Annotated in this window: 21 protein-coding genes; 8 read left to right on the top strand and 13 right to left on the bottom strand. The window is 71.3% G+C overall.

Annotated elements, in window-relative coordinates:
- From PPSIR1_RS37345 to PPSIR1_RS37320, 6 genes are all read right to left on the bottom strand, one after another.
- A partial coding sequence (locus PPSIR1_RS37345) for an O-antigen ligase family protein (RefSeq protein ID WP_006976472.1) occupies positions 1 to 1,573 on the bottom strand: 1,573 nt, incomplete at its 3' end.
- Between the two features lie 30 nt (positions 1,574 to 1,603).
- Entirely contained in the window at positions 1,604 to 2,251 is a 648-nt protein-coding gene (locus PPSIR1_RS44940) for a class I SAM-dependent methyltransferase (RefSeq protein WP_006976471.1), read from the bottom strand.
- 160 nt (positions 2,252 to 2,411) lie between these two features.
- Complete coding sequence (locus PPSIR1_RS37335; RefSeq protein WP_006976470.1) at positions 2,412 to 3,722, bottom strand: NHL repeat-containing protein; 1,311 nt, start codon at positions 3,720 to 3,722, stop codon at positions 2,412 to 2,414.
- 124 nt (positions 3,723 to 3,846) lie between these two features.
- A complete protein-coding gene (locus PPSIR1_RS37330) occupies positions 3,847 to 4,797 on the bottom strand; it encodes a glutaredoxin domain-containing protein (protein ID WP_006976469.1) in 951 nt (316 codons plus the stop codon).
- Between the two features lie 74 nt (positions 4,798 to 4,871).
- Positions 4,872 to 5,573 carry a DUF1906 domain-containing protein gene (locus PPSIR1_RS37325; protein WP_006976468.1) on the bottom strand — a complete coding sequence of 234 codons (702 nt, stop codon included), beginning with the start codon at positions 5,571 to 5,573 and terminating at the stop codon, positions 4,872 to 4,874.
- A gap of 113 nt (positions 5,574 to 5,686) precedes the next feature.
- The gene (locus PPSIR1_RS37320) at positions 5,687 to 7,798 is read right to left on the bottom strand and encodes a dipeptidyl-peptidase 3 family protein (RefSeq protein ID WP_006976467.1); all 2,112 of its coding nucleotides are present in this window, start codon (positions 7,796 to 7,798) and stop codon (positions 5,687 to 5,689) included.
- Positions 7,799 to 7,980: 182 nt separating this feature from the next.
- On the opposite strand from PPSIR1_RS37320, the gene PPSIR1_RS44935 reads away from it, so the two are divergent.
- Positions 7,981 to 8,634, top strand: coding sequence for a head GIN domain-containing protein (locus PPSIR1_RS44935; RefSeq protein WP_006976466.1), 654 nt, complete (start codon positions 7,981 to 7,983; stop codon positions 8,632 to 8,634).
- Between the two features lie 61 nt (positions 8,635 to 8,695).
- Positions 8,696 to 9,751, top strand: coding sequence for a hypothetical protein (locus tag PPSIR1_RS37310; RefSeq protein WP_157596390.1), 1,056 nt, complete (start codon positions 8,696 to 8,698; stop codon positions 9,749 to 9,751).
- On the opposite strand, the gene leuB is transcribed toward PPSIR1_RS37310, so the two are convergent.
- The 6 genes from leuB to PPSIR1_RS37280 form a co-directional block, all read right to left on the bottom strand.
- Complete coding sequence (leuB, locus tag PPSIR1_RS37305; protein ID WP_006976464.1) at positions 9,738 to 10,823, bottom strand: 3-isopropylmalate dehydrogenase; 1,086 nt, start codon at positions 10,821 to 10,823, stop codon at positions 9,738 to 9,740. The two genes, PPSIR1_RS37310 and leuB, sit on opposite strands and share 14 nt — an antisense overlap.
- Entirely contained in the window at positions 10,820 to 11,455 is a 636-nt protein-coding gene (gene leuD / locus PPSIR1_RS37300) for a 3-isopropylmalate dehydratase small subunit (RefSeq protein WP_006976463.1), read from the bottom strand. Before leuD ends, leuB begins: the two co-directional genes overlap by 4 nt.
- Positions 11,455 to 12,885 (bottom strand): 3-isopropylmalate dehydratase large subunit, encoded by a 1,431-nt coding sequence (leuC, locus tag PPSIR1_RS37295; RefSeq protein ID WP_006976462.1) that lies wholly within the window; start codon positions 12,883 to 12,885, stop codon positions 11,455 to 11,457. Before leuC ends, leuD begins: the two co-directional genes overlap by 1 nt.
- Positions 12,882 to 14,420 (bottom strand): 2-isopropylmalate synthase, encoded by a 1,539-nt coding sequence (locus tag PPSIR1_RS37290; RefSeq protein ID WP_006976461.1) that lies wholly within the window; start codon positions 14,418 to 14,420, stop codon positions 12,882 to 12,884. Before PPSIR1_RS37290 ends, leuC begins: the two co-directional genes overlap by 4 nt.
- Positions 14,421 to 14,827: 407 nt before the next feature.
- Positions 14,828 to 15,886, bottom strand: a complete 1,059-nt coding sequence (locus tag PPSIR1_RS37285) for a helix-turn-helix domain-containing protein (RefSeq protein WP_006976459.1) — start codon at positions 15,884 to 15,886, stop codon at positions 14,828 to 14,830.
- A gap of 5 nt (positions 15,887 to 15,891) precedes the next feature.
- Entirely contained in the window at positions 15,892 to 16,416 is a 525-nt protein-coding gene (locus tag PPSIR1_RS37280) for a hypothetical protein (RefSeq protein WP_157596389.1), read from the bottom strand.
- A 285-nt stretch (positions 16,417 to 16,701) separates the two neighbouring features.
- Between PPSIR1_RS37280 and gshB the strand changes: the two genes are divergently transcribed.
- From gshB to PPSIR1_RS44930, 4 genes are read left to right on the top strand one after another with little or no spacing between them, the layout of a single operon-like run.
- A complete protein-coding gene (gene gshB, locus PPSIR1_RS37275) occupies positions 16,702 to 17,649 on the top strand; it encodes a glutathione synthase (RefSeq protein ID WP_006976457.1) in 948 nt (315 codons plus the stop codon).
- Positions 17,650 to 17,685: 36 nt separating this feature from the next.
- A complete protein-coding gene (locus PPSIR1_RS37270; protein WP_006976456.1) occupies positions 17,686 to 18,447 on the top strand; it encodes an RNA polymerase sigma factor in 762 nt (253 codons plus the stop codon).
- Between the two features lie 20 nt (positions 18,448 to 18,467).
- Complete coding sequence (locus PPSIR1_RS37265) at positions 18,468 to 19,517, top strand: hypothetical protein (protein ID WP_157596388.1); 1,050 nt, start codon at positions 18,468 to 18,470, stop codon at positions 19,515 to 19,517.
- A 12-nt stretch (positions 19,518 to 19,529) separates the two neighbouring features.
- On the top strand, positions 19,530 to 20,504 hold the full coding sequence (locus tag PPSIR1_RS44930; protein WP_006976454.1) for an EamA family transporter: 975 nt from the start codon (positions 19,530 to 19,532) through the stop codon (positions 20,502 to 20,504).
- On the opposite strand, the gene PPSIR1_RS37255 is transcribed toward PPSIR1_RS44930, so the two are convergent.
- Positions 20,491 to 20,913 carry a CBS domain-containing protein gene (locus PPSIR1_RS37255; protein ID WP_006976453.1) on the bottom strand — a complete coding sequence of 141 codons (423 nt, stop codon included), beginning with the start codon at positions 20,911 to 20,913 and terminating at the stop codon, positions 20,491 to 20,493. The genes PPSIR1_RS44930 and PPSIR1_RS37255 overlap by 14 nt on opposite strands.
- A 350-nt stretch (positions 20,914 to 21,263) precedes the next feature.
- On the opposite strand from PPSIR1_RS37255, the gene PPSIR1_RS49795 reads away from it, so the two are divergent.
- The gene (locus tag PPSIR1_RS49795; protein WP_198154700.1) at positions 21,264 to 22,151 is read left to right on the top strand and encodes a hypothetical protein; all 888 of its coding nucleotides are present in this window, start codon (positions 21,264 to 21,266) and stop codon (positions 22,149 to 22,151) included.
- 171 nt (positions 22,152 to 22,322) lie between these two features.
- Positions 22,323 to 22,796: an RNA polymerase sigma factor gene (locus PPSIR1_RS37245; RefSeq protein WP_045117520.1), complete on the top strand. Its 474-nt coding sequence runs from the start codon at positions 22,323 to 22,325 to the stop codon at positions 22,794 to 22,796.
- The last annotated feature ends 172 nt before the right edge of the window (positions 22,797 to 22,968 follow it).

Raw genomic sequence — 22,968 nt, 5'->3', positions numbered from 1 at the left:
CTCGGACCGCGCCGGCGTGTTCGGGCTCGAGGGCGCGGTCGAGGAGCGCGCGGTCCCGGGGCCGGCGCTCGGACCAGGTCCCGGGCCGCGCGACGAGGGACAGGGCGATGGCCACGAGCGCGCCGAGGCCTGCCACGATCGCCGTCGTCCGTGTTTTCCAGCCCGGCGAGGACTTGGACTTGGACCGCGCGCTGGGTCCGAGCGCGCCCGCGAGGGCCACGGCCGGGGCCGCGACGCCCAGGAAGTCGAGGGAGAAGTCCGCGCACGACTGCACGGCGAGGGCCGCCAGCCCGCACAGGACCACCCGCGCCCCCGGGGAGGCCGCGCGCAGGCTCGCCAGCCCCCACCACACGATGGCGATCACCGCACCGCCCCCGGCGAGCGGGCCCCACTCGACGATCCACGCCACCGGCGTCGACTCGAGGTGGGTGAACAGCACGGGGCCCGGGCGCGAGTCGACGAGGGGGAAGAGGTCCACGAAGGTGCCGCGCCCCGTGCCCAGCACCGGCGAGCGCGGGACCAGGGCCAGGCCCTCCCGGGCGACGCGGAGCTTGTCCGCGAAGCTGCTTGGGTCGCGCAGGCTCGCGAGCTGCTCCGAGGCCCCCTGCTCGAGGGCCAGGGCGAGCATGCCGAGCATCGCCAGACCCACGGGGACGAGGATCGCCGCTTGCCGACGCCCCTGGCGGCGCGCGGACGAGCCCGCCGCGCCCGCCCGCCCCAGACCCGCCGCGCCCGCGAACCACAGCGCCACGGGGGTCACCAGGGCCGCGCTGATCAGCGCCCCCCGAGACATCGATAGAACCAGCGCCGTCGCCTGGATCGCCACGCAGCCCCAGGCCAGGGTCGCGCGGTCGCTGAGCCGGTCGCGGCTGCGCGGGTCGAGGCTCTCCTGGGCGCGGCGGCGCAGGTCCAGGCCCATGGCCGCCGCCGCGAACAGCCCGAGCAAGAGCAGCCCGGACTGATGGTTGGCGTTGACGAAGCTGGTCAGCAGCGGCGAGCCCAGCTCCTGGCCCAGGCCAAAGACCGCCTGGCGCGGGGTGTAGAGCCCGTAGATCGCCTCGGCGCCCGCGACCTTTTGGACCAGGCCGATGAGCGCCACGGCCGTGCCCGCGGCGCTGACGTAGGCGGCGACCAGGCGCCAGCTCAGCTGGGCCGCGGCCACGAACAGGCCCGTCAGCGCGAGCAGGCGGGCGCACTCGAGGGTGGTCTGCCCGGGCTGGACGGAGATCCGCGACCAGCCCTGGCCCGTGTCGACCAGCGCCGCCTGGGTCGCCTCGGCCAGGCCCGGGGCCGCGAGCTCGTAGACCGCGCTCGGCAGCGGGGCACACTGGATGGCCGTCAGCGCGCTCAGGCCCAAGCCCAGCCACCACAGCGCGGGCACGCGCAGGGCCTCGTCGCTACGTAGGCAGCGGCGCAGCAGCAGGCCGAACACCACGACGGCGAACACCGGCACGGTCAGCGGCTTGACCCCGCCCAGGGCCAGCGCCGGCCCGATGACGGCGATCAGCAAGAGCGCGCGCGACCAGGGCAGGAACCGGCGGCGCTCCCCTTGGTCCTCGCGCGCTCTGGCCATGGATCTCTCGCGCGTGCTGGGCTCGGTCGCTCAGTCGTTGCGGCCGATGCCGATGTGGCCCTTGGTGATCGGGATGATCTCGGAGTGGTCGAAGTTGCCGAGCGCGTGCAGCTTCTCGATGTCCGCGCGATCGTAGTAGTAGATCGGGCACTGACGGATGATGTTGTAGCGGACGAAGCGCTGCAGGCCGTAGAGCGGCGAGAACAGCGGGTAGGAGGCCACGAAGACCTTCGGCTCGAAGCGACCGATGCGCTCCATCAACGCCGAGGGCTCGCGCACGTAGTCGAACAGGCCCAGGGCCAGGACCACGTCGAACTGCTCGTCGAAGTCGTGCTCGAGCACGTCGCCGACCACGAACTTGCAGCGCTCCTCGACGCCGAAGCGGCGCGCGGCCTGGCGCGAGAACTCGATCATCTTGGGCGCGAAGTCGATGCCGATCACGTCGGCGCCCCGCTTGGCGCACTCGACCGCGAAGCGGCCCGTGCCCGTGCCGATGTCGAGGACCTTCTTGCCCTCGAGGTCGCCCACGGTCTGGAAGGTCAGGTCATAGCGCTCGAAGATCCCCTTGCGGAGATACTGGTTGGCCATGTAGTAGACCCGGTTCTCGTGGGAGTACAGGGAATCCCACTCGCTGGGGACCGAGTCGAAGTAACGCTGTGCACCGTCGGCAGTGGTCATGGCGGGTCTCTCCGGGGGACAGTATCGCGGAGTCGACCTGCCTGCATGTCCCCGGGGGCCCAAAGGCTTCACGCTCGGAGCAAAAATGCCGTGAAGCTGACCCCTGGGGCCGCCAAACGTGAGCTTTGGCCCCCCGAAGTCGGTGGGCGGGGGCGCGCGCCTACTGGGGGTGGACCACCGCGGACAGGCCCCCGCCGGTCATGTCCGAGTAGGTGTAGTGATTGCCCGGGATCAGCAGGTGCTCCTTGGCGAGGGTCTCCGGGTCGATCTTCCACGCCCAGCCCTCCTGGTCGACGAGCCACACGAAGCCCTCGACGTCCACGCTCACGCCCACGGGCTTGGCGCAGTGGTGGTCGAAGTACTCGTCGCCGTGGAAGGCGATCAGGGTCCGGCTGTCGCGGTCGATCTGCACGAGCCCGCAGGGGCTGTTGGACGCGACCCAGATGTTGCCGAGGGTGTCGGCCGCGACGCCGCGGTGGCAGGCGTGGGTGCCCTCGACGGTCGTGAAGGTCTCGGTGTCCGCGTCGAACATCGAGACCGGCCCGGTGCAGCCGCCGAACCAGGGGTCGCCGTTGGGGTCGACGCTCATCCCGTAGGCCTGGACGGCCGCTGGCGCGGTCCAGCGCTCGAGCGCGAAGCTCCCCGTGTCGACGCGGAACAGGTCGCCGCGCAGGGCCGTGAACCACACATGGCCGGCGCCGTCGTAGGCCGCGCCGTAGGGGGCGTACTCGTTCCAGCCCGAGTCCCAGTCGTGCACGCTGGCGACGCCCTCGACGGCGCCGGTTAGCGGGTCGAGGCGGGCCATGTGCGCGTGGGTGTCGAGGCCGCCGTGCCAGCCGACCCAGACCTTGGGGTCCTCGTAGGCGCAGGTCTCGAGGTTCAGCTCGCCGGGCTCGAAGCCCATGCCGCGGGGCCCGGACTCCTGACCGCCGCCAGCGTCCGGGAGGGCGGTCGTCCACAGCACGCACTCGTCCTCCCCGAAGGGCAGCAGATCTTCGGGGCCGGTCGAGGTGGTGATCACGCCGTCTTGGTCTTGGTCGACGCAGTCGGCCACGTTGGCGGCGATCATCGTCACGCTGCGCTTGCGTCGGTTGCCGACCATCGCCAGGCGCCCGTCGAGGCTCACGGTCGTGCGCGAGGGGCTGAGCCAGCCGGGATCGTGGGGCCCGGTGATGTAGCGGGCCTCCTCGACCATGGTCGCGGTGTTGACCTTGGACACGCTGCCCTGGGTGGTGTTGGCGACCCACAGGTAGCTGAAGTCGAAGCCCTCGCTGCCGTCGCAGGGGCGGCCCGCGGTGGTCTCGGTGCCCTCGTCCGTGTCCGTGGTGTCGGCGGTCGAGCCGTCGCTGCCCGTGGACTCGCCGCTGCCCGAGCTCGCGCTCGTGTCCGTGCTGGTCTCGGGCCCCTCGCTCGCGCCGACCTCGTCGTCGGAGCTGCCGGCGTCGACGGCGGCCCCCATGGACAGCGACATCCCGTCACCGCTTTCACCGCTCCCACCCCCCTCGCTGCAGCTCAGCGCAGCCAAAGACGCGCTCAGGACCAGACCGGAGGCCCTCAGAGTGCTCGCAGGCCCGGTGCGGCGCATGAATTCAAATTTAGTACTGCGGCACCTTCGGGTCGACCTCGCTCGACCACGCCGCGATCCCGCCGGTCACGTTGAACACCTGGCGAAAGCCGACGCTGGCGAAGTGCTCCGCCGCTCGCATGCTGCGCATCCCGTGGTGGCACATGAAGTACAGCGGCGTGTCCCGGGGCAGATCCTCGAGGGCGGCCGCGCGCTCGCCGTCGAGGAGCACCGAGCCCTCGACCACGGCCAGCTCGCGCTCGGCCGGGGTGCGCACGTCGAGGAGGTGGAACTCCATGCCTTCGTCCTCGGCCGCGTCCATGCGCGCCTGCAGCTCCTTGGCCGAGATCGACTGCACGCTCGCCGGCGCGTTGGGGTTGTCGATCTTGAAGCCCGTGCCGTCGGGTCCGTCGACGAAGTCGATGCTCAGGCCGCGGGCCCGCCGGGCGCTGCGGCGATCGAGGAGCAGGGTCAGGCCCTGGCTCTCGACGGCCACGTCCCCGGGCCGGCGCGGGCCGATGGACAGGTCGTTGTGGTAGCGCGCGTCGATGGCCAGGCGCAGCTGGTCGGCCTCGTCGACCTCGGGGGAGTCGAAGGCCGCCTTGATCTGCGCCGCCGCCCCGGCGCAGATGGTGATCTGCGGGGGCTCGAGGGTGTCGGGCACGCCCAGGGCCTTGGGCAGCTCGCCGGTGTCCTCGAGCTCGCGGATGATGTCCGCCCCGCCGAGGAACTCCCCGCCGACGTAGAGCTGGGGGATCGTCGGCCACTCGGAGAACAGCTTGACCCCCTCGCGGATCGCCTCGTCGGCGAGCACGTCGACGGTGTGGTAGCTGTCGAGCCACAGGTCGAGGGTCTCGACCACCGCGGCCGAGAACCCGCACTGCGGCGAGCGGCGGTTGCCCTTCATGAACAGGACCACGCGCTCGCGGGTCACGAGGTCTTGGAGGGTTTTGCGGGTCGCGTCGTCGAGGGTGCTGGCCACGAGCGAGCTATAGCGCAGCGGCCGGTTCCCGTCGACGGCCGCTCAGGCAGGGGCCAGGTAGGGGCACAGGGGCGTCAGGCCTCAAAGCGGCTCTGCCCGAGCTGTTCCGGGTCGGGCGCGAGCCAGTAGGGGCGCCCCTGCTTGGAGTCGATGCCGACCAGGTCGACGTCGATGTAGACCCCGAACTTGGTCATGCTGATCGACTGCCACATCTGGTAGCCGCGGGTGTCGACGTTGGGGACCCAGGCGGCGGACTTCCAGTAGTGCTGGAAGCTCAGCTCCTGGTAGAGCACCGAGGTGGTCAGCTTGGAGTTGGGGCCGACGTAGAGCCCGGGCAGGTAGCCCGCGCTCGACACCGCGCTGGCCCAGGCGTTGGCGTAGTCGACGACCTCTTGGGTGGTCGAGCTCGAGTCGATGGCCTCGACGTCGCACCACACGTTGACGCCCTCGGGGAAGCCGAGGGCGGCGGCGTTCTTGGCCGCGTTGGTCCCGAGGGTCGTGCCCTGGTCCCGGGTCGGGGCGAAGTTCTTTTGGGCGAACTGCACGGGCATGAGCGCGAGGCCGCCCGCGAGGATCGCCTCGGCCTCGGCCCGGCTCATCGAGCCCGAGCCGGTGGTCGCGGTCTCGACGTGGTCATCGCGGCTGATGTAGCGGACGCAGAAGGTGAAGCCGTCCGAGGCGAACTCGGCCGCCTTGGCCTGGTCGAGGCGGGTGGTGGTGTCGAAGCCGATCTGGCTGCCGCTCTTTTGGACGATGCCGGGGAGGAGGTCGGTCATGGGTGTGCTCCTTGGGCGCGGGCGCGCCCTCACCGCTAGCGATAGCGCGAAGCCCACGGGCCGGCGACCCCCCGCGCGGGCGGCGACGGGGCAGCGTCGAGCAGGGGCCGGACCTACAGGTACCCGTAGGTCTCGGAGTACTCGAGCATCTGCGCCGCGAAGTCGTCGGGGTACTCGACCTTCACATCCACGATCGCGTCGCCCTCCATCACCGGCACGAGCTTGGGCTGGATGAAGCCCGAGTAGGGCGGGATGTCCAGGGCGGCGTTGCGCTCGAGCACCTCGGCGTGGATCTGCGGGTCGACCTCGACGCCGTAGGTCTCGATCAGCGCCTTGCCGGCCTCGAAGTCGCCCTCGCTCTTGATGCGCTGGAGCTCGCGCAGCAGCTGGCCAAAGAGCACGCGCAGCTCGTCGTAGTCGCGGACCACGAAGTAGGTCTTGCCGTCCTTTTGGACCCGCTCGATGACCCCCTTGGCCTTGCCCTGCTCGTAGGCCCAGGCGGCGACGAGCTGGCGGTTGCGCATGTGCGACTCCTCGACGTCCTCGCCGGGCTCGAGGCGGGTGAGCTGGACCATCAGGCCGTTGCGGATGTACTCGTCGTAGGCGGCCTTGCCGACCTCGAGGGAGGGCATCAGGCCGAGCTCCACGAGCTTGGGGTCCATGATGTAGTAGAGCCCGACCAGGTCCGCGCGGCCCTCCTCGAGGGCGCTGGCGTACTGCTTGAGGGTCTCCTTGGGGGTGCCGACGCCGGGGTTGATCTGCCCGGAGGCGTGGCCGATGACCTCGTGCATGTCGACGTGGAGCTTGTGGGCGAGGCCGCCAAACTCCTGGGCGCGGGCGAGCTCGGCGTCGTCGAAGGTGAACTCCTCGAGCTGGCCGTTGCCGGACTTGGCGTGCTCGTAGGCCTCGACGATGTTGCCGAGGTTGACGGACTTGCTGCCGTGCTGGGCGCGGATCCAGTTGGCGTTGGGCAGGTTGATGCCGATCGGCGTGGACGGGGCCGCGTCGCCGGCCTCGACGACCACGGTGATGACCTTGGCCGAGACGCCGACCACGTTCTTCTTCTTGTGCGCCTCGATCAGCGGCGAGTTGTCCTCGAACCACTGGGCCTGGCCCGAGATCGCGGCGATGCGCTCGCTGGCCTCGCGGTCCTTGACCGAGACCACGGCCTCCCAGCTGCCGCGGTAGCCCAGGGCGTCGTCGTAGACCTCGATGAAGCCGTTGACCGTGTCGACCTGCGACTTCGTGTCCTGGACCCAGGCGATGTTGTAGGCGTCGAAGTCGGCGAGGTCGCCGGAGTTGTAGTAGGCGATGAGCTTCTCGAGCACCGCGCGCTGCTGGTCGTTCTCGGCCACGGACCGGGCCTTGACCAGCCACTTGACGATCTCCTGGATCGCCGGGCCGTACATGCCGTCGGCGTACCAGGTCTTCTCGACGAGCTCGCCGTTTTCGAGCACGAGCTTGGAGTTGAGGCCCCAGGAGATCGGCGTGGGGTCGTTGGGGTCGGCCTTCTTTTTGTAGAAGGCCTCGACGGCCTCGGCGGTCACGCCCTCGCCGTAAAAATTGTTGGCCGAGTCGGCGACGGGGTCGGCCTTGGGATCGCGGTTGGTCCGCTTGGCTTCGTAGTTGGGGTCGAAGAGGATCGGCTCGAGGTAGGCGAGCAGGGCGGCCGCGTCGGCGGCCTCGCCCCCGCTGGCAGCGGTCGCGCTGGGCAGGGTCTGGGGCAAGGTCGCCGGGTCGAGGCTGTTGACCGTCGCCGCGAAGAACTCCCGGCTAAAGCCCGGCTCGAACTTCTTGCCCGAGTAGTGGTGGTGGACGCCGTTGGCGAACCACACCCGCTTGGTGTAGGTCATCAGCGCCTGGAACTCGGGGGCCTCGCGGTCGCCCTCGTAGCCGCGCACGATCGCCTCGAGGGTCTTGCGCACGGTCAGGTTGCCGGCGAACTTCTGGTCGTAGGTGATGTCGCGGCCGGCGAGGGCGGCCTGGCTCAGGTAGTAGAGCAGCTGCTTGCGCTGGAGGTCGAGCTCGTCGAAGCCGGGGATCTGGTAGCGGAGGATCTGGATGTCGGCGAAGCGATCGTTGACCCACACGAAGTCGTCGGCGGGGCTCTCGGCGGCCGTCGCCTCCGTCGTGGGGCTCGCGTCGGGCTGGCTGCTCGCGGGCTCGGGCTTGCAGGCGATCAGCACCAGGGGGAGACACAGGGCGACACGGCGCACGAAGAGCATGAAGCCGAGGTGCCATTGCTGACGTCGCGGGTCAACGTGGTCCGAGGAGCGTTGTCTGGGTCACAGCCTGAGCGCGGCGGGAATGCGCGGGCGCGCTCGGGGCTTGCGCAGCACCGTCGGCGGACACAGGCTCGTGCAGCCCAGCCCAACCCAGATCGCAGCCGACCCGATAAGGACCCCGAATGACCCGTCTCCAGCTCTTCGCCACCCCCTTGCTGATCCTCACGACCGCCGCGCTGGTGTCCGGCTGCGCCCTCCGGGGGAGCGGCACCAAGATGACCGAGACCCGCGAGGTCGAGGCCTTCACGGGGGTCGACGTGTCCGGGGCCATGGACGTGCACATCGAGGTCGGCGCGGACCAGACCATCGAGGTCAGCGGCGACGACAACATCGTGCCCAAGGTCACGACCACCGTCGAAGGCAGCCGGCTGATCATCTCGGTCGACGCCAACAACGTCCGGCCCAAGCTGCCCATCGAGCTCAACATCACCGTGCCGAGCCTCGCCGACGTCGACCTCTCGGGCGCCTCGGACCTCGAGGTCACGGGCCTGCACGGCGAGAAGTTCGAGGTCGACATCTCCGGGGCCGCCGACGCTGTCTTCGCCGGCTCCGTCGACACCTTCGAGGTCGACATCTCGGGCGCGGCAGAGCTCGACGCGGCCGAGCTGACCGCCAAGAACGTCGAGCTGGAGTTGTCGGGGGCTGCGGACGCGAAGGTCCACGCCACCGACACCCTCGACGTCGAGGTGTCGGGGGCGGGATCGGTGGAGTACCTGGGCAGCCCGACGGTGACCAAGGAGGTCAGCGGCGCGGCGACGGTCAAGGCCGCTGGTTGAGGGCTGGCGGGGCGTTGTCGCCCCCATCCGATTGGGAGTTCGCCAGGGGTACCCTGGTGGCATGGCCTCGTCGCACATCCTCACTCGTCATGCCGGGTTGGGTGCCGCCCTCGCGGGGGTGTTGTCCACCTTGGGTTGTTCCGCTCCGGACCCCGCAGGTCCGGGGGAGGACGAGCTTGGGGCGTCCGAGGACACGACGGACTCGACCGCGGGCACGGAGGACGAGTCGAGCACGGGCACGACAGAGGACGAGTCGAGCACGAGCACGACAGAGGACGAGTCGAGCACGAGCACGACGGAAGACGAGTCGGGCGCGGACACGACTGAGGGCGAGTCGGAGGAGAGCACGGACACCGGCCCGCCCCCGGACTGCGCCGACATGCACCTCGAGGGCTTGCCGGTGCTCGTCCAGGGCAACAGCGCCGACGCCGACGACGAGTTCGACTCATGCCTCGGCTACGGGGTCGGCGGCCGCGATCTGAGCTTCACCTGGACCGCGCCGAAGACCGGCCTGTTCTCCGTCGACAGCATCGGCAGCGACTACGACACGGTCCTCGGCCTGCTGCCCGGGTTGTGCGAGCCCGAGCCCTGGCTGGCCTGCAACGACGACTACATCGATCTTGGCGACGTGGTCGACGCGGACTCCCAGGTTCAGCTCGGCCTGCACGAGGGCGAGTCGATGACCATCATCCTCGACGGCAAGCGGGGCAGCAGCTTCGGCGACTACGCGCTGCACATCGAGGAGCTCAGCTGCCCCGCGCCCGAGGACCTCGGCGACGCGCTGCCGGCCACGGGCAGCGGCGAGGTCGAGTGGGACCACGGCCTGTACACGGCCAGCTGCGGCGGGTGGGGCAACGAGCTGAGCTTCAGCTGGACCGCACCCGCCGCGGGGACCTACGCCTTCGACACCCAGGGATCAGAGGACTACACGGTGCTCTACGTTCGGGACGAGGGCTGCTGGGGTCCGGAGCTGGGCTGCGCCGACGCGACCGAGGGCGAGGAGCCGTGGACGAGCCTGACCCTCGACCTCGACGCCGACCAGACCGTATTCGTCGTGGTCGACGCGCCCGCCCATGACTTTGGCGGGAACTTCGTGATCAACATCAACCCGGGTTGATGCGCGCGACGATGGCCTCGGTCACGGTCTGGGTCGACACGCCCTGGCTCGGCCCGAGGATGTCGACGGTCGCGACGCCCTCGGCGAGGGTCGCAGCGATGGCCGCCTCGACGGCCGCGGCCGCTTCGGGTTGGCCGAGGGAGCTGCGCAGCAGCATGGCCGCGCTCGCGATGGTCGCCACGGGGTTGGCGATGCCCTGCCCGGCGATGTCGGGGGCGGAGCCGTGGATCGGCTCGTAGAGCCCGGGGTGGGTCCCGTCGGGCCGCGGGGGGGCGAGGCTGGCCGAGGGCATGAGGCCCATGGAGCCGGGCAGCATGGACGCCTCGTCGGTGAGGATGTCGCCGAACATGTTGCCGGTCACGAGCACGTCGAAGCGGGTGGGTCGGCGGAGCATGTCCATGGCGCAGGCGTCGACGAGCAGGTGCTCGAGCTCGACCTCGGGGTAGTTGGCGGCGACGCGGGTCACGACCTCGCGCCACAGCCGGCTGGTGTCGAGGACGTTGGCCTTGTCGACGCTGGTCAGCCGCTTGCGTCGGCGCATGGCCAGGCCAAAGGCCACGTGGGCGATGCGCTCGATCTCGGGGGCGGTGTAGACCATGGTGTCGAAGGCCCGCTCGCCCTCGCGGCCGCGGGGCTGGCCGAAGTAGATGCCGCCGGTGAGCTCGCGGACGACGAGCAGGTCGGTGCCGGCGACGATCGACTCGCGCAGGGGGCTGCGCCCAGCGCTCGCCTCGTCGACCCGCACGGGCCGCAGGTTGGCGAACAACCCGAGCTGCTTGCGCAGGGCGAGGATGGCCCGCTCCGGGCGATCCGGGGCGTCGGGCCCGTCGTAGCGCGGGTCGCCGACGGCCCCGAACAAGATCGCGTCGGCGGCCCGGGCTCGGTCGAGGACCGCGTCAGTCAAGGCCGTGCCGTGGGCGGCGATCGAGGCCCCGCCGACCAGCGCCGGCTCGAGCTCGAGGCCGAGGCCAAAGCGCTGGCTGACCGCGCGGAGCACCTCGACGGCGGCCGCGGTGACCTCGGTCCCGATGCCGTCGCCGGCGGCGACGAGGACCTTGCGACGAGTCGTCATCGCGGACCCCCCGACCCCCGCGAGGTGCGGGGCATCCAGGCCGGGCGCCGGGCCTCGTGGGCGCGCAGCTCGACCTCGTGGCTGAGGCTCAGGGCGATGGCGTCGAGGCCCTCGAGCAGGCAGTGCTTGACGAAGGGGTCGACCTCGAAGCGGTGCACTTCGCTGCCCCCGATGTCCCCGACCACGCTCACGACCACCCGCAGCGTCTGCTCGCGCAGGTTCACGCGCAGCTGGGTGCTCGGGTCGTCCTGGACGCGCCGGGTCAGGGCGTCGACCTCGGCCGCGCCGAGGACCACGGTCAACAGGCCCACGCGGGCGCAGTTGAGGCGGAAGATGTCCGCGAAGGAGGGCGCCACGATCACGCGGACGCCGAGGTCCTCGAGGGCCCAGGGGGCGTGCTCGCGGGACGAGCCGCAGCCGAAGTTCGGGCCGGTGATCAGGATCGGCGCGCCCTTGTAGCGCGGGTCGTTCACGACGAAGCCCGGGTCGCGGCGCCAGGCCTCGAAGGCGAAGGCGCCGAGCCCCGTCCGCCCGGTGCGCTTGAGGTGGCGCGCGGGGATGATCTGGTCGGTGTCGACGTCCGCGCGCGGCAAGGGCATGGCGCGGCCGGTCACGGTCTGAAAGGCGCGCATCACATCACCTCCCGGACGTCGACGAAGCGACCGGCCAAGGCGGCGGCTGCGGCCATGGCGGGGCCCACGAGGTGCGTGCGCCCGCCGGCGCCCTGGCGCCCCTCGAAGTTGCGGTTCGAGGTCGAGGCGCAGCGCTGCCCCGCCTCGAGCACGTCGGGGTTCATGGCCAGGCACATCGAGCAGCCCGGCTCGCGCCAGGAGAAGCCCGCGGCCTGGAACACGCGGTCGAGGCCCTCGGCCTCGGCGGCGGCTTTGACCAGGCCCGAGCCCGGCACGACCATGGCGGCGACGCCCTCGGCGACGCGCCGGCCCTCGACCACCCGCGCCGCGGCGCGCAGGTCCTCGATGCGGGCGTTGGTGCACGAGCCGATGAACACGCGATCGATGCGGATGTCGCGGATCGGCGTGCCTGGTTCGAGGGCCATGTAGGCGAGGGCCCGCCGGGCTTGCTCGCGGGCGGGGCCCTCGGGCAGGGCGTCGGGGTCGGGCACGCGCCCGTCGACCCCGCAGCTCTGGGCCGGGTTGGTCCCCCAGGTGACGCGCGGGGCGATGGCGCTGGCGTCGACCCGGACGGTGCGATCGAAGCGCGCGCCGGGGTCCGTCTTCAGGCTCCGCCAGTGCGCCGTGGCCCGCTCCCAGTCGGGGCCCGCGGGGGCGTGGGGGCGGTCGCGCAGGTAGGCGAAGGTCGTCTCGTCGGGGGCGACCATGCCCGCCCGGGCGCCGGCCTCGATCGACATGTTGCACAGGGTCATGCGCCCCTCCATGGACAGGCCGCGGACGGCCGCGCCGCGGTACTCGATGACGTGGCCCGTGCCGCCGCCGAAGCCGAGGGCGTCGATGACCGCGAGGGCCAGGTCCTTGGCCTCGACCCCGGGTCGGAGCTGGCCCTCGACCTCGACGGCGAGGGTCTTGGGCCGGGCCTGGGCCAGGGTCTGGGTGGCGAGGGCGTGCTCGACCTCGGAGGTGCCGATGCCGAAGGCGAGGGCCCCGAACGCGCCGTGGGTCGCGGTGTGGCTGTCGCCGCACACGATCACCATGCCCGGCTGGGTCAGCCCCTGCTCCGGCGCGACGACGTGCACGATGCCCTGGCGGGGATCGTCGATGTCGTAGAGGGTGATGCCCGCCTCCGCGCAGTTGCGGCGCAGGGTCTCGACCTGCTCGACGGCGAGGGCGTCGGCCCAGGGCTTGGCGCGGCCCTCGGTGGGGACGGCGTGGTCGACCGTGGCCAGGCACAGGTCGGGGCGCCGGACCGGGCGCTCGGCCAGGCGCAGGCCCTCGAAGGCCTGGGGCGAGGTGACCTCGTGGAGCAGCTGCAGGTCGATGTAGACCAGCGGCGGCGCGGCGGGGCGCTCGCAGACCACGTGGGCGTCCCAGATTTTGTCGAACAGGGTCCGCGGCGGGTGCTGAGTGGATTCGTCGACGACGATCATGCGCTCGCGCCTTCCTGGCGCCCGGCGACGACGAGGCGGTTGAGGGCGGCGGTGTAGGCCCGCGCGCCGGCGACGATGATGTCCGTGTCCGCGGCCCGCCCGGCGAAGCTGCGCCCGGAGGCCTCGACGTGCACGGTGACCTCGCCCTGGGCGTCGCGGCCCTCGGTCACGCTGCGGATCGAGAAGTCCGCGAGGGTCGGCTCGACGCCGGTGATCCGGTTGACGGCGCGGTAGACCGCGTCGAGCGGCCCGCTGCCCGTGGCCGCGTCCTCGCGCAGCTGGCCGTCCTCGTCGCGCAGGCGCAAGGTCGCCGTCGGCGTGGCGCTGCACCCCGAAGAGATCTGCACGCGGTCGACGGTCCAGGCGCTGTGGCCCGCGGTCTGACCGTGCTCGGCGGCGATCGCCTCGAGGTCTCGGTCGTCGACCGCGACCTTGCGATCGGCGAGGGCCTTGAAGGCCGTGAACGCGCGGTCGAGCTTGTCCCCCTCGAGGGCGTGGCCGAGGCCGCGCAGGTGCTCGCGGAAGGCGTGGCGCCCCGAGAGCTTGCCCATCACCAGCTGCGTGCCCCCGGGCACGCCGATGTCCGCCGGATCCATGATCTCCCAGGTCTGGCGCAGCTTGAGGATGCCGTCTTGGTGGATGCCCGAGCCGTGGCGGAAGGCGTTGCGCCCGACGATGGCCTTGTTGGGCTGGATGTCCATGCCGCTGAGGCGCTCGACGAGCTTGGCCGTGCGGTAGAGCTCCGGGGTGCGCACGCCGGTGTGCACGCCCATGTCCTGGCCGCGGGTAGCGATGGCCATCACGACCTCCTCGAGGGAGGTGTTGCCGGCCCGCTCGCCGATGCCGTTGATCGCGACCTCGACCTGGCGCACGCCGGCCGAGATCGCCGCGAGGGAGTTGGCCACGGCGAGGCCGAGGTCGTCGTGGCAATGGGCCGAGAGCACGGCCTGGTCGATGTTGGGCACGCGCTCGCGGATCCCGGCGAACATCGCCGCGCTCTCTTCGGGCAGGGCGTAGCCCACGGAGTCGGGCACGTTGATGGTCGTGGCTCCTGCGGCGATGGCTCGCTCGATGATCGCGTGGAGGAACTCGGGGTCCGAGCGCGTCGCGTCCATGGGCGAGAACTCGACGTCCGAGGTGTAGCCGGCCGCGTGGCGGACCATGGCCTCGGTCTGCTCGAGGACCTCGCGCCGACCCTTGCGCAGCTGGTGGGCCATCTGGATGTCGCTGGCGTTGATGAACACGTGCAGGCGCGGGGCTTCGGCCTCGCGCACGCCCTCCCAGGCGATGTCGATGTCCCGGGCCACGGCCCGGGCGAGGGCGCAGATGCTCGCCCCGCGGACCTCGCGGGAGATGAGCTGGACGGCGTGCAGGTCCCCCTTGGAGGTGCAGGGGAAGCCGGCCTCGATGACGTCGACGCCGAGGCGCTCGAGCTGCCTAGCGATCTCGAGCTTGTCTTCGGGCGTGAACGCGACGCCCGCGGATTGCTCACCGTCTCGGAGGGTGGTGTCGAAGATTTTGACCTTGTCGCTCATGGTGTCTTTCGCTTCGTTTCGAAGGCACAAACGCAAAAAAACCACCGGCCAAAATGGCGGGTGGGTCTGCGTGGAAGGTGCCGTAGGACCTAGTTCACACCACGCAGACCTCCACGAGGAGGAGCAGCCCACCGTCGAGGACGAGTAGGTCGCGCGCTCCGAGGAGGGCAGCAGTCGTGGGGATGCACCGGGTCATGGCGGCACCATTTCCATACCGACGTCGGCGAGCGAAATGCAACGATTAATTTTTGTGTCATCGGCGGTGGAATGGGTCGCGAATTAAGCTCACCACGCCTTCGCCAACATGGAGAAGTCCGCCCGATCGCAGTCGCGACGGGGCGGACCGAGTTGGAGGGCTGTTCACCCACGCCCTCGGCCGCGCGGCCGAACACGTGAGCAAAGCGCGTTCACAGCTCGCGGCGAAGGGCCGCGACGACGCGCTCGACCTGCGCCTTGCGCAGCAGCAGATCGTCGGTGGCTTCCTCGTCGGGCAGGCGATCGATGGCGCCGCAAAAGCGCTCGAGGTGGGCGAGGGCCTGGGCCTTGCCGCCGACCTCCATGAGCCCCCGGGCCAGGCCGTAGTGGGCCTCGTAGTTGTCGGGGTCGACGCGCAGGACCTGGCGAAAGCCCGCGATGGCGAGCTCGAGCTCCCCGTCGCGCAGGGCCAGCTCGGCGAGGTTGCACTGGGCCTCGGGCTGGTCCGGGTCGTGCTGCAGGGCCTGGTCGAAGCAGTCCCGGGCGCGGTCGGTGTCGCCGGTGACCGCGAGCAGGCTGCCGTAGTTGGTCCACGCCGCGGCGAAGCTGGGGTCGAGCTCCGTCGCCTGGGCGTAGGCGGCCAGGGCGTTGCCGAAGTGCTCGGACTGGATGTCCCGGCCGTCCCAGCGCATCTCGTGCTCGAGGGCGACCTGGAAGATCTCGTAGGCGCTGGCGAGCACGGCGGGGGCCGAGCGGCTGGGGCCCAGCTCGCCCTCGCCCGCGCCTGCGGCCTCGTCGCGGTCGCGGTCGCGGACCCAGGGCAGGGTCAGGACCTCGGCCACGGACTTGCGCAGGGTGTCGACGTCGAAGTCGAGGAGCAGCTGGCCGGTGCTCGCCTCGTAGGTGGTCTCGCCCTCTTCGACGAGGATGCGATCGCTGTCGCTGCGGATCCGCAGCCGGGCCAGGGGCGCGTCCATGCGCGGGAGGTAGCAGCGCAGGGCGTCGAGGCTGCGGCGGACCCGCTGGAGGGGCTGGCCGGCGTCGAGCAGCTCCTTGGCGACCTTGATCGAGATCAGGTCCTGGAAGGTGTAAAAGCGCCGCTTGCCCTGGCGGATCGAGGGCGAGATGAAGCCCGTCTGCGACCAGTAGCGGACCCGGCTCTGGGGCAGCTCGAACAGCTTGGCGACCTCGGCCACGCTGTACAGGTGGTCCGCGTCGCGCCCCTCGGCGAGGGCCTCGACGTCGCGCACGGCCTCGGCCACTTCCTTCATCGCGCTCACTGACCCACCACCTTGTTCGAAAGGTTGCGGCTCCGGGCCGAGCCTAGCCAGACCACGGCGTCGCCGTCGATCAAGATCGTCGTGCCCGCGACGCGGACCGCCGGCGAGAGCTCGATGCCGAGGCTGTCCGCGTCGGCGCCAAAGATCTCGGCCAGGCGCGGCCGGGCCAGGGCGCACAGGCGCTCGCGCAGGGCCTCGCTGCCGCGCATGAGCTCGGCGACGCGGTTGGCCGTGGCGATGTCGGGGGGTTCGCGGAGGATCGCGGCCAGGTCCGGGTTGGCCAGGTCGACGGTGACCATGACCGTGGCGTAGCCCTGGTCGGCGGCGGTGGACCGGGAGTCAGGGGCTCCCTCGACGATGAGCTCGGCGCCGTTGGCCGCTTCAAAGAGGATCTCGAGGGCACGAGGTGACAAAAACTCGCGGATCTCTCGGCGGATCAACGGAATTCGTCGGACCCGGGACCACGAGGGAGCCAGGAGCTCGCGGGCGAGCTGGTGGGCGCTGTGTTCAGGTGTAGTCACAGGTGCCACAAGTATGCCTGGTCGATCCCAGGTCTCCCAAGAAAGGGGCAGCGAACGGAGGTCGAGCCGCAGGCGGCCCGACCTCTTGGATCTACACGGCCTCGGGGGCCGATCCAACCCGCCGCGGGAGCTGTTTTCTCCCGCTGCCCCAACCCCCAATTTGTCCACAGGGTTTGTCCACAGCTGTGGATGGGGCGCGTTCGGGCGAAGCGGCCCTGGGAGCCCGTCTGAGGACCCGGAACAACGGGGGGCAGCCCTCGCCAGGGAGCGGTCTAGACTGCGCCCGTGACCGACGTCCTCTTCGTCATCGACCCGCTCGAGAACCTCGATCCGCGGGCGGACACCAGCTACGTGATGATCACCGAGGCCCTGCGCCGCGGCCACCGCCCCTACTACACGACCCTCGCGGGGCTGGGCATCCAGGGGGGCCAGGCCCGGGCCCACGTCCGCTTGATGGGGCTCGCCGAGGGCGTCGGTTCGCCCCTGGTCGACGCGGGCGAGGGCGAGCCGCGCGAGCTGTCGAGCTTCGCCTGCGTGCTCATGCGCAAGGATCCGCCGGTCGACGAGGCCTTCATCGCGGCGACGTGGATCCTCGACCGAGCCGGGACGGTGGTGATCAATGAGCCCTCGGCGTTGCGGGACCTCAACGAAAAGCTCAGCATGCTGAACTTCCCGGCGCTGATCCCCGACACGCGCCTGCTTCGCGACGCCGGGGACGTGCGCGCGGCCCTCGAGGACATGGGCGGGAAGATGATCGTCAAGCCCTTGCTCGGCTACGGCGGCCGCGAGATCTTGCTGGCCAAGGCTGGGGACCCGAACCTCAGCACGATCATCGAGATCGCCACGGCCGACGGCACGCGCTGGACCGTTGCGCAGCAGTTCCTCCCGGATGCCAAGCGGGGCGACAAGCGGATCTTGATCGTCGACGGCGAGGCCGTGGGCGCGGTGCTCCGAGTGCCGGCCGCCGGGGAGCTGCGCGACAACTTCCACACCGGCGGCAGCCCGGCGCTGACCGAGCTGTCCCCCCGCGATCGCGAGATCTGCGGCGAAGTGGGCCCCTGGTTGCGTGAGCGCGGGATCCTGTTCGCTGGTATCGACGTAATCGGCGACTACTTGACGGAAATCAACGTCACGAGCCCGACGGGGATGCAGGAGATCAATCGCCTCGGCGGGCTCGAGGGCGACGCGACCATGCAAGCGAAGTTCTGGGTCGCCGTCGAAGCGCGGCTGTAGATCGGCTCGCGCCCAAAGCGTGATAGCCTGCGCTGCGTGAGCTCCCCCCAGAACGTCCGCGAACTGCTCAGCGCGGAGCTTCCCAAGCTCTACGCCTTCGCCTACCAGATGTGCGGCTCCCGCAAGGACGCCGCGCGCTTCGTCGAGGAGCTCTGCGCCCACGTCGCTCGCCTGGACGAGACCAAGCTGCTCAACGACGGTGACCCCGGCCGCGCGCTCCTCGGCATGATGGCGCGCAACATGGAGGAGAGCCTCGGGCGTCGCTCCGAGCACACCTTCGAGAGCCTCGACAACATCCTGCGCTCCGACATCACCCGGCCCATCGACCTGAACTCCCAGGGCATGAGCGACGACCCCACGCAGATCCACGTGATGATGTGGGAGCTCAAGCGCACCTGCCTGACCTCGGTGTTGGGGTGCCTGCCCCCGGGCGTGCGCCTGTCCTTCGTGCTCACGGACCTGGCGGGTCTGTCGCCGGCCGAGGCCGCCGAGATGCTCGGCATCAAGGAGAGCGCCTACCGCGTGCGCCTGACCCGGGCGCGCAAGCGCATCGAGGACTACCTGGCTCCGCGCTGTTTTCACGTCGACCGCGAGAACCCCTGCACCTGCTCGGGCCGCCTGATGATCGCGCTGGACGCCGGCTTCGTGAAGCCGCCCGCGCGCAGCGACGACATCCCCCACGAGCCCCACGACGCCAAGGGCTCGCAGCGCGACGTCGGCAGCCTCTACCGCGGGCTCCCCCGGGTGAAGCAGCCCGACGTCGAGATCGAGCGGCTGATCAGCACCGCCGGGGGCTGACGACGTTGGAGGCTGGGGTGATGACCGCCTCGCGCTCCCTGTCCGCGTTTGCGCTCGTCGCCCTGTTCGCGGGGCGGGCCCAGGCGGCTGCGCCCGCGCCCGAAGCTGGGCCAGCAGAGGGCGTGGTCGAGGCGCCCGAGCCCGAGCCCGAGCCCGAATCTGAGTCCAAGGAAGAGAAGGCCGAGCCCGAGGCGAGCCCTGGCTCTGGCTTTGCGCCAGCTGGCGGGACCAAGGCCGACCCTGGAGAGGGACCGCCCCCGGCGAACCCGGAGCCGGCGAACCCAAGGGTCGAGCCGCCGGTCGACCCTTGGGCCGACGACCCCGCCGCGGCGAAGGACTTCGACACCCCGGGCGCTCCAGCGAAGCCCGGGGGCTTCGGCTCCGTCGACTCCGTGGAGGTCGAGTCCACCGTCCGCGACGACCCGGCCCCGGCCCCGAGCGCGAGCGGGGAGGACGAGGAGCACCGCGACGAGCTCAGCGTCCGCGCCGAGCTCGGCTACGTCCAGTCCAACCTGCGCAACCTCGAGGGCTTCGACCACCACGGCGCCTACCTGCGCCTGCTCGCCGCCGTCTACCCGTGGACCGACGCCCGGCACCGCGCCGGCATCGGGCTGGGGCTGGCCTACACCTACGCGGGCTTCAACGGCACCCTGCCCAACGCCAACGCCGAGGCGCGCGATCGCAGCGCCTTCACCCACATGGGCACGGTCACCCTCGACACCTTCGTCCGGCCCGACCCCAAGTGGTTCACCATCCAGCCCTCGGGCCACATCGGCTTGACCGTGTTCGACGTGGAGAGCGAGCTGTGGATCGGCGACCAGGTCTCGTGGGTGTCCACGCCCTACTTCTTCGTCGCGGGCGGCGCGGTCGCGCTGTGCACCCTGTGGGACATCGTGTGCGCGACCGGAGGCAGCGAGTACATGGTCGACGTGCGCCTCGAGCCGGTCCCCGTCGAGGGCCTCCCGGCCGGGGACTTCGAGCGCGTCTCGCCCTTCACCTGGCACGTGGGCTTTGGCCTCGACATCCTGCGCATGCTCTCGGTCCTGGACCAAGTCCCCGGTCTCGATTAGAGCGTTGGGCCCATGACCCCGGCTCTGCTCGCGACCACGACCGCGCTGGTGCTCGGTCCGCTCATGGTCCTGGCGACCTCGGCGGGGTGGTCGGGGCTGGACGTGATCCGCAAGGAGCTCAGCGGCCGCTTCGCGCCGGTGCCTCTGATCGTCCTGCTCAACCTGGGCTTGCTCCCGACCTTCGCGGCCTGGTGGTGGTTTGGCGTGCCGGCGGGCGAGGGGGGCGTGAGCGATCCGGGGGCCTACGCGCTCGTGGCCGGCGGCGCGCTGGCGCTGCAGATCATCGCCAACTTGACCTTCCTGCTCGCCGTGCGGGTCTCGCCCTTTAGCTTGACGATCCCTTTTTTGTCGCTGACGCCGGTGTTTGCGACGATCGCGGGCAGGCTGATCCTCGCCGAGCAGCCGCGCGCGGTGCAGATCGGCGGGATGGTGCTCGTGGTCCTCGGGGCCTTGACCCTGGGCCTGAGCGAGGACGCCGGGGACAGCGACGAGGGCGAAGACGGCGAGGCGGGCAAGCCCGAGCCGTGGCCGTGGTACGTGCGGCCGCTGCAGATCTTCGCCCGCGAGCCGGGCGCGTGGATGATGACCCTCGTCGCCGCGTGCTGGGGCGCCACGGCGAGCCTCGACAAGATCGCTCTGGGCTACGCGAGCTTGCCCCTGCACGCGCTCACGCAGGTCGGCGGGGTGACCCTGGCGGCCGCGCTGTGGCTGGTGATCCGCGGGCGCACGGCGGAGCTGAAGGTGAGCGAAGCCCGCGACTTTCGCTGGCTCGGGCTGGCGATCGTGTTCGGGACCCTGGCGATCGGCGCCCAGCTCCTGGCCATCCAGCACGTCATGATCAGCATGGTCGAGACCTGCAAGCGGGCGATCGGGCTGGCCTCGGCGGTGGTCTTGGGGCGCCTGATGTTTGGGGAGGCCGTGACCTCGGCGAAGATCGTCGCGGTCGTGGTCATGGCCGCAGGCGTGGCGTTGATCAGCTCTGGCTAGCCTGGAGCTGGACGACGAGGTCGGCGAGGCAGCGGTACATGTCGACGTTGGTCACGATCCCGACGAGCTCGCCCTCGTCGAGGACCAGCGCCGAGCCGAGCTTGTGGTCGGCCATCTGGGTGGCGACGGCGTCGAGGGGGGCGTCGAGCTCGACGGTCAGCAGCGTGCGCGTGCACAGGTCGCCGACGTTCGGGCCCACGACCCCCGGGGCCGAGTCGAGGAAGGCGCGGGCGCGCTCGAGGTCGCGCTGGCTGAGGATACCGACGAGCTCGTCGCCCGCCATGACCGGGAGGTGGCGGATGTCGAGCTCGCTCATCCGCGCGACGGCCGTGGCCGTGCTCGCGCGAGCGTCGATGGTCTCGGGGATGGCGGTCATGATCGCGCCGACGACGAGCGGGTAGCTGGGCATCGGCTCCAGGTTCGCGGATCTCCAGGCCACAGGACGCGAAGAACTTGCCGCTCGCGGCGACGTGTCGCTTGGGCCGTCCGTGGTCGAGGCGCTATGGTCCCGGCCCGATGCTGACCGTCCTCGCAGCCGTAGGGCTCTGGAGCCTGGGTCCGCCGATCTTGCCGCCGGAGCCGGAGCCGGAGCCGGAGCCGTCCGAGGTGCTCCACCTCGAGATCCGCGGCGAGGGGGCGGGCGCGTGCCCCGTGGGCGCGGACTTACCAGCGCGCCTGGGGGTGCTGCTGCCGACGCTCGAGGTCGAGGTCACGCCCGAGCCTCGCGGCGGGGGGCCGGGGCCGGTCGCAACCATTGACGTGGCTGCGCCTCCGGACCCCGGGGCGAGCTGGGAGGTCGACCTGGTGCTGACGAGCCCTTTGGGGGAGCACGACCGACGCTTGGAGGCCGAGAGCTGCCCCGTCGTCGTCGACGCCCTCGCGCTGTTGATCGCCGTCGCCTTCGATCCCGTGAGCGCGGCCAATCAGATCGACGCCGCCAGACGAGCGAAGCCGGAGCCCGAACCCGAACCGGAGCCCAAACCGGAACTCGAACCGGGGCCAGAGCGGGGGCCCGAACCGGAGCTGGAGCCCGACCGCTCCCTCGAGACCGAGCCCGTCGCGCGCCCGAGGGTCACGGCCGAGGATCTGCCCCCGTGGCGAAGCTCCTCGGCGGACGCTCGGGGTCGGGGCGACGACGCGGCGTTGCGCGCGGGCCTGGGCGCGCTCGCGGGCGGCGGCTACGGCCCCCTGGCCTCGGGCAGCGCGGCCCTCGTGCCTCGCTTTGCCCTGTTCGGCGAGGGCTGGCGGTGGGAGCTGCGCGGGGCCTGGCTGCCGCCCTTGGTCCGCGACGTTGGCGATGATCGGCGGCTCCGCTTCGACGGCTGGTGGCTGGGCACGCGGGGCTGCTGGGTGCCGACGCCGGGGCCCGTCGAGCTGCCCTTGTGCGCGGGCGTCGAGGCCGGGTCGATCCGCGGAGAGGCCCTCGCGCCCGTGCTCAACGCGCGCTCGGGGAGCCAGCCCTGGGTCGCCCTGGAGCTCGGGCCCGGGTTGAGCTGGTCTCCGCGCCCGCGCCTGGCCGTGGGCGTCGAGGCCTCTGTGCCCGTTCCCCTGGCCCAGGCGGGCTTCGCCCTGGACGGGGAGCCCGTGCTCCGCTACGCCCCGGCGGGCGTCCGGGTGCTCGCGGGGATCGAGCTGCGCCTTCCTTGATGTCCCGGGGGGATTGACGCCCTCGCGCAGATTGGCGACTCCATCAACCACGGATCTGCACGCAGCTGGTGATGGCTGGGCCGAACGATGGGGAGCACCTCGGCACGCAAGCGCAACGCACGCGCGTCGGCCACCAGGCGAGAGGCCTTTGACGCCCTCTACCGCCGAGAGATGGCCTTCGTGTGGCGAGTGCTCCGCTACCACGGCGTGCCCGAGGAGACCGTCGAGGACGCGGTCCAGGACGTGTTCGTGATCGTGCACCGCCGCTGGAAAGACTGGCCCGAAGAAGACCGCGAGGCCCGTCCGCGCGCGTGGTTGTTTGGCATCGCGCGCCGGGTCGCGTCCCTGCGCCGGCGGACCTCGGCTCGGCACGAGCGACGGGTGCGCGAGCTGCCCGAGCCCGCGCCGGAGCGGCCCCTCGACGACCGGGCCGCCGACCGCGAGGCGCTGGCGATGCTCGACCGGGCCCTCGCGGCCCTCGACGAGGACACGCGCATGGTCTTCATCCTCGCCCAGCTCGAGGGCATGACGGCGCCGGCGATCGCCGCGTCCACGGGGGCCAAGGTCAACACCGTCTACTGGCGCCTGCGCACGGCTCGGGCCCACGTCCGCGCGGCGATGCGCGAAGATTGGAGCGAGCGATGAGCGAGTTCGATGCCCGGACCGAGCGAGCCCTCGAGCTGCTGCGCGCGCGCAGCAGCCCGCCCGCGGGTGCCGAGGACGGGATGCTGGCCGACTTTCACGCGACCCTCGACGGCGGGGGTCCGGGCGGGGGCGGCGGCGAGGGGGGACCAACCGGGGGAGGCGGGGGAGGGGG

Origin of the sequence: Plesiocystis pacifica SIR-1 (assembly GCF_000170895.1) — a bacterium.
Classification (GTDB): Bacteria; Myxococcota_A; Polyangia; order Nannocystales; family Nannocystaceae; genus Plesiocystis; species Plesiocystis pacifica.
Note: the sequence above shows the minus strand (reverse complement) of the source record. Positions and strands in the feature narration are given on the sequence as shown.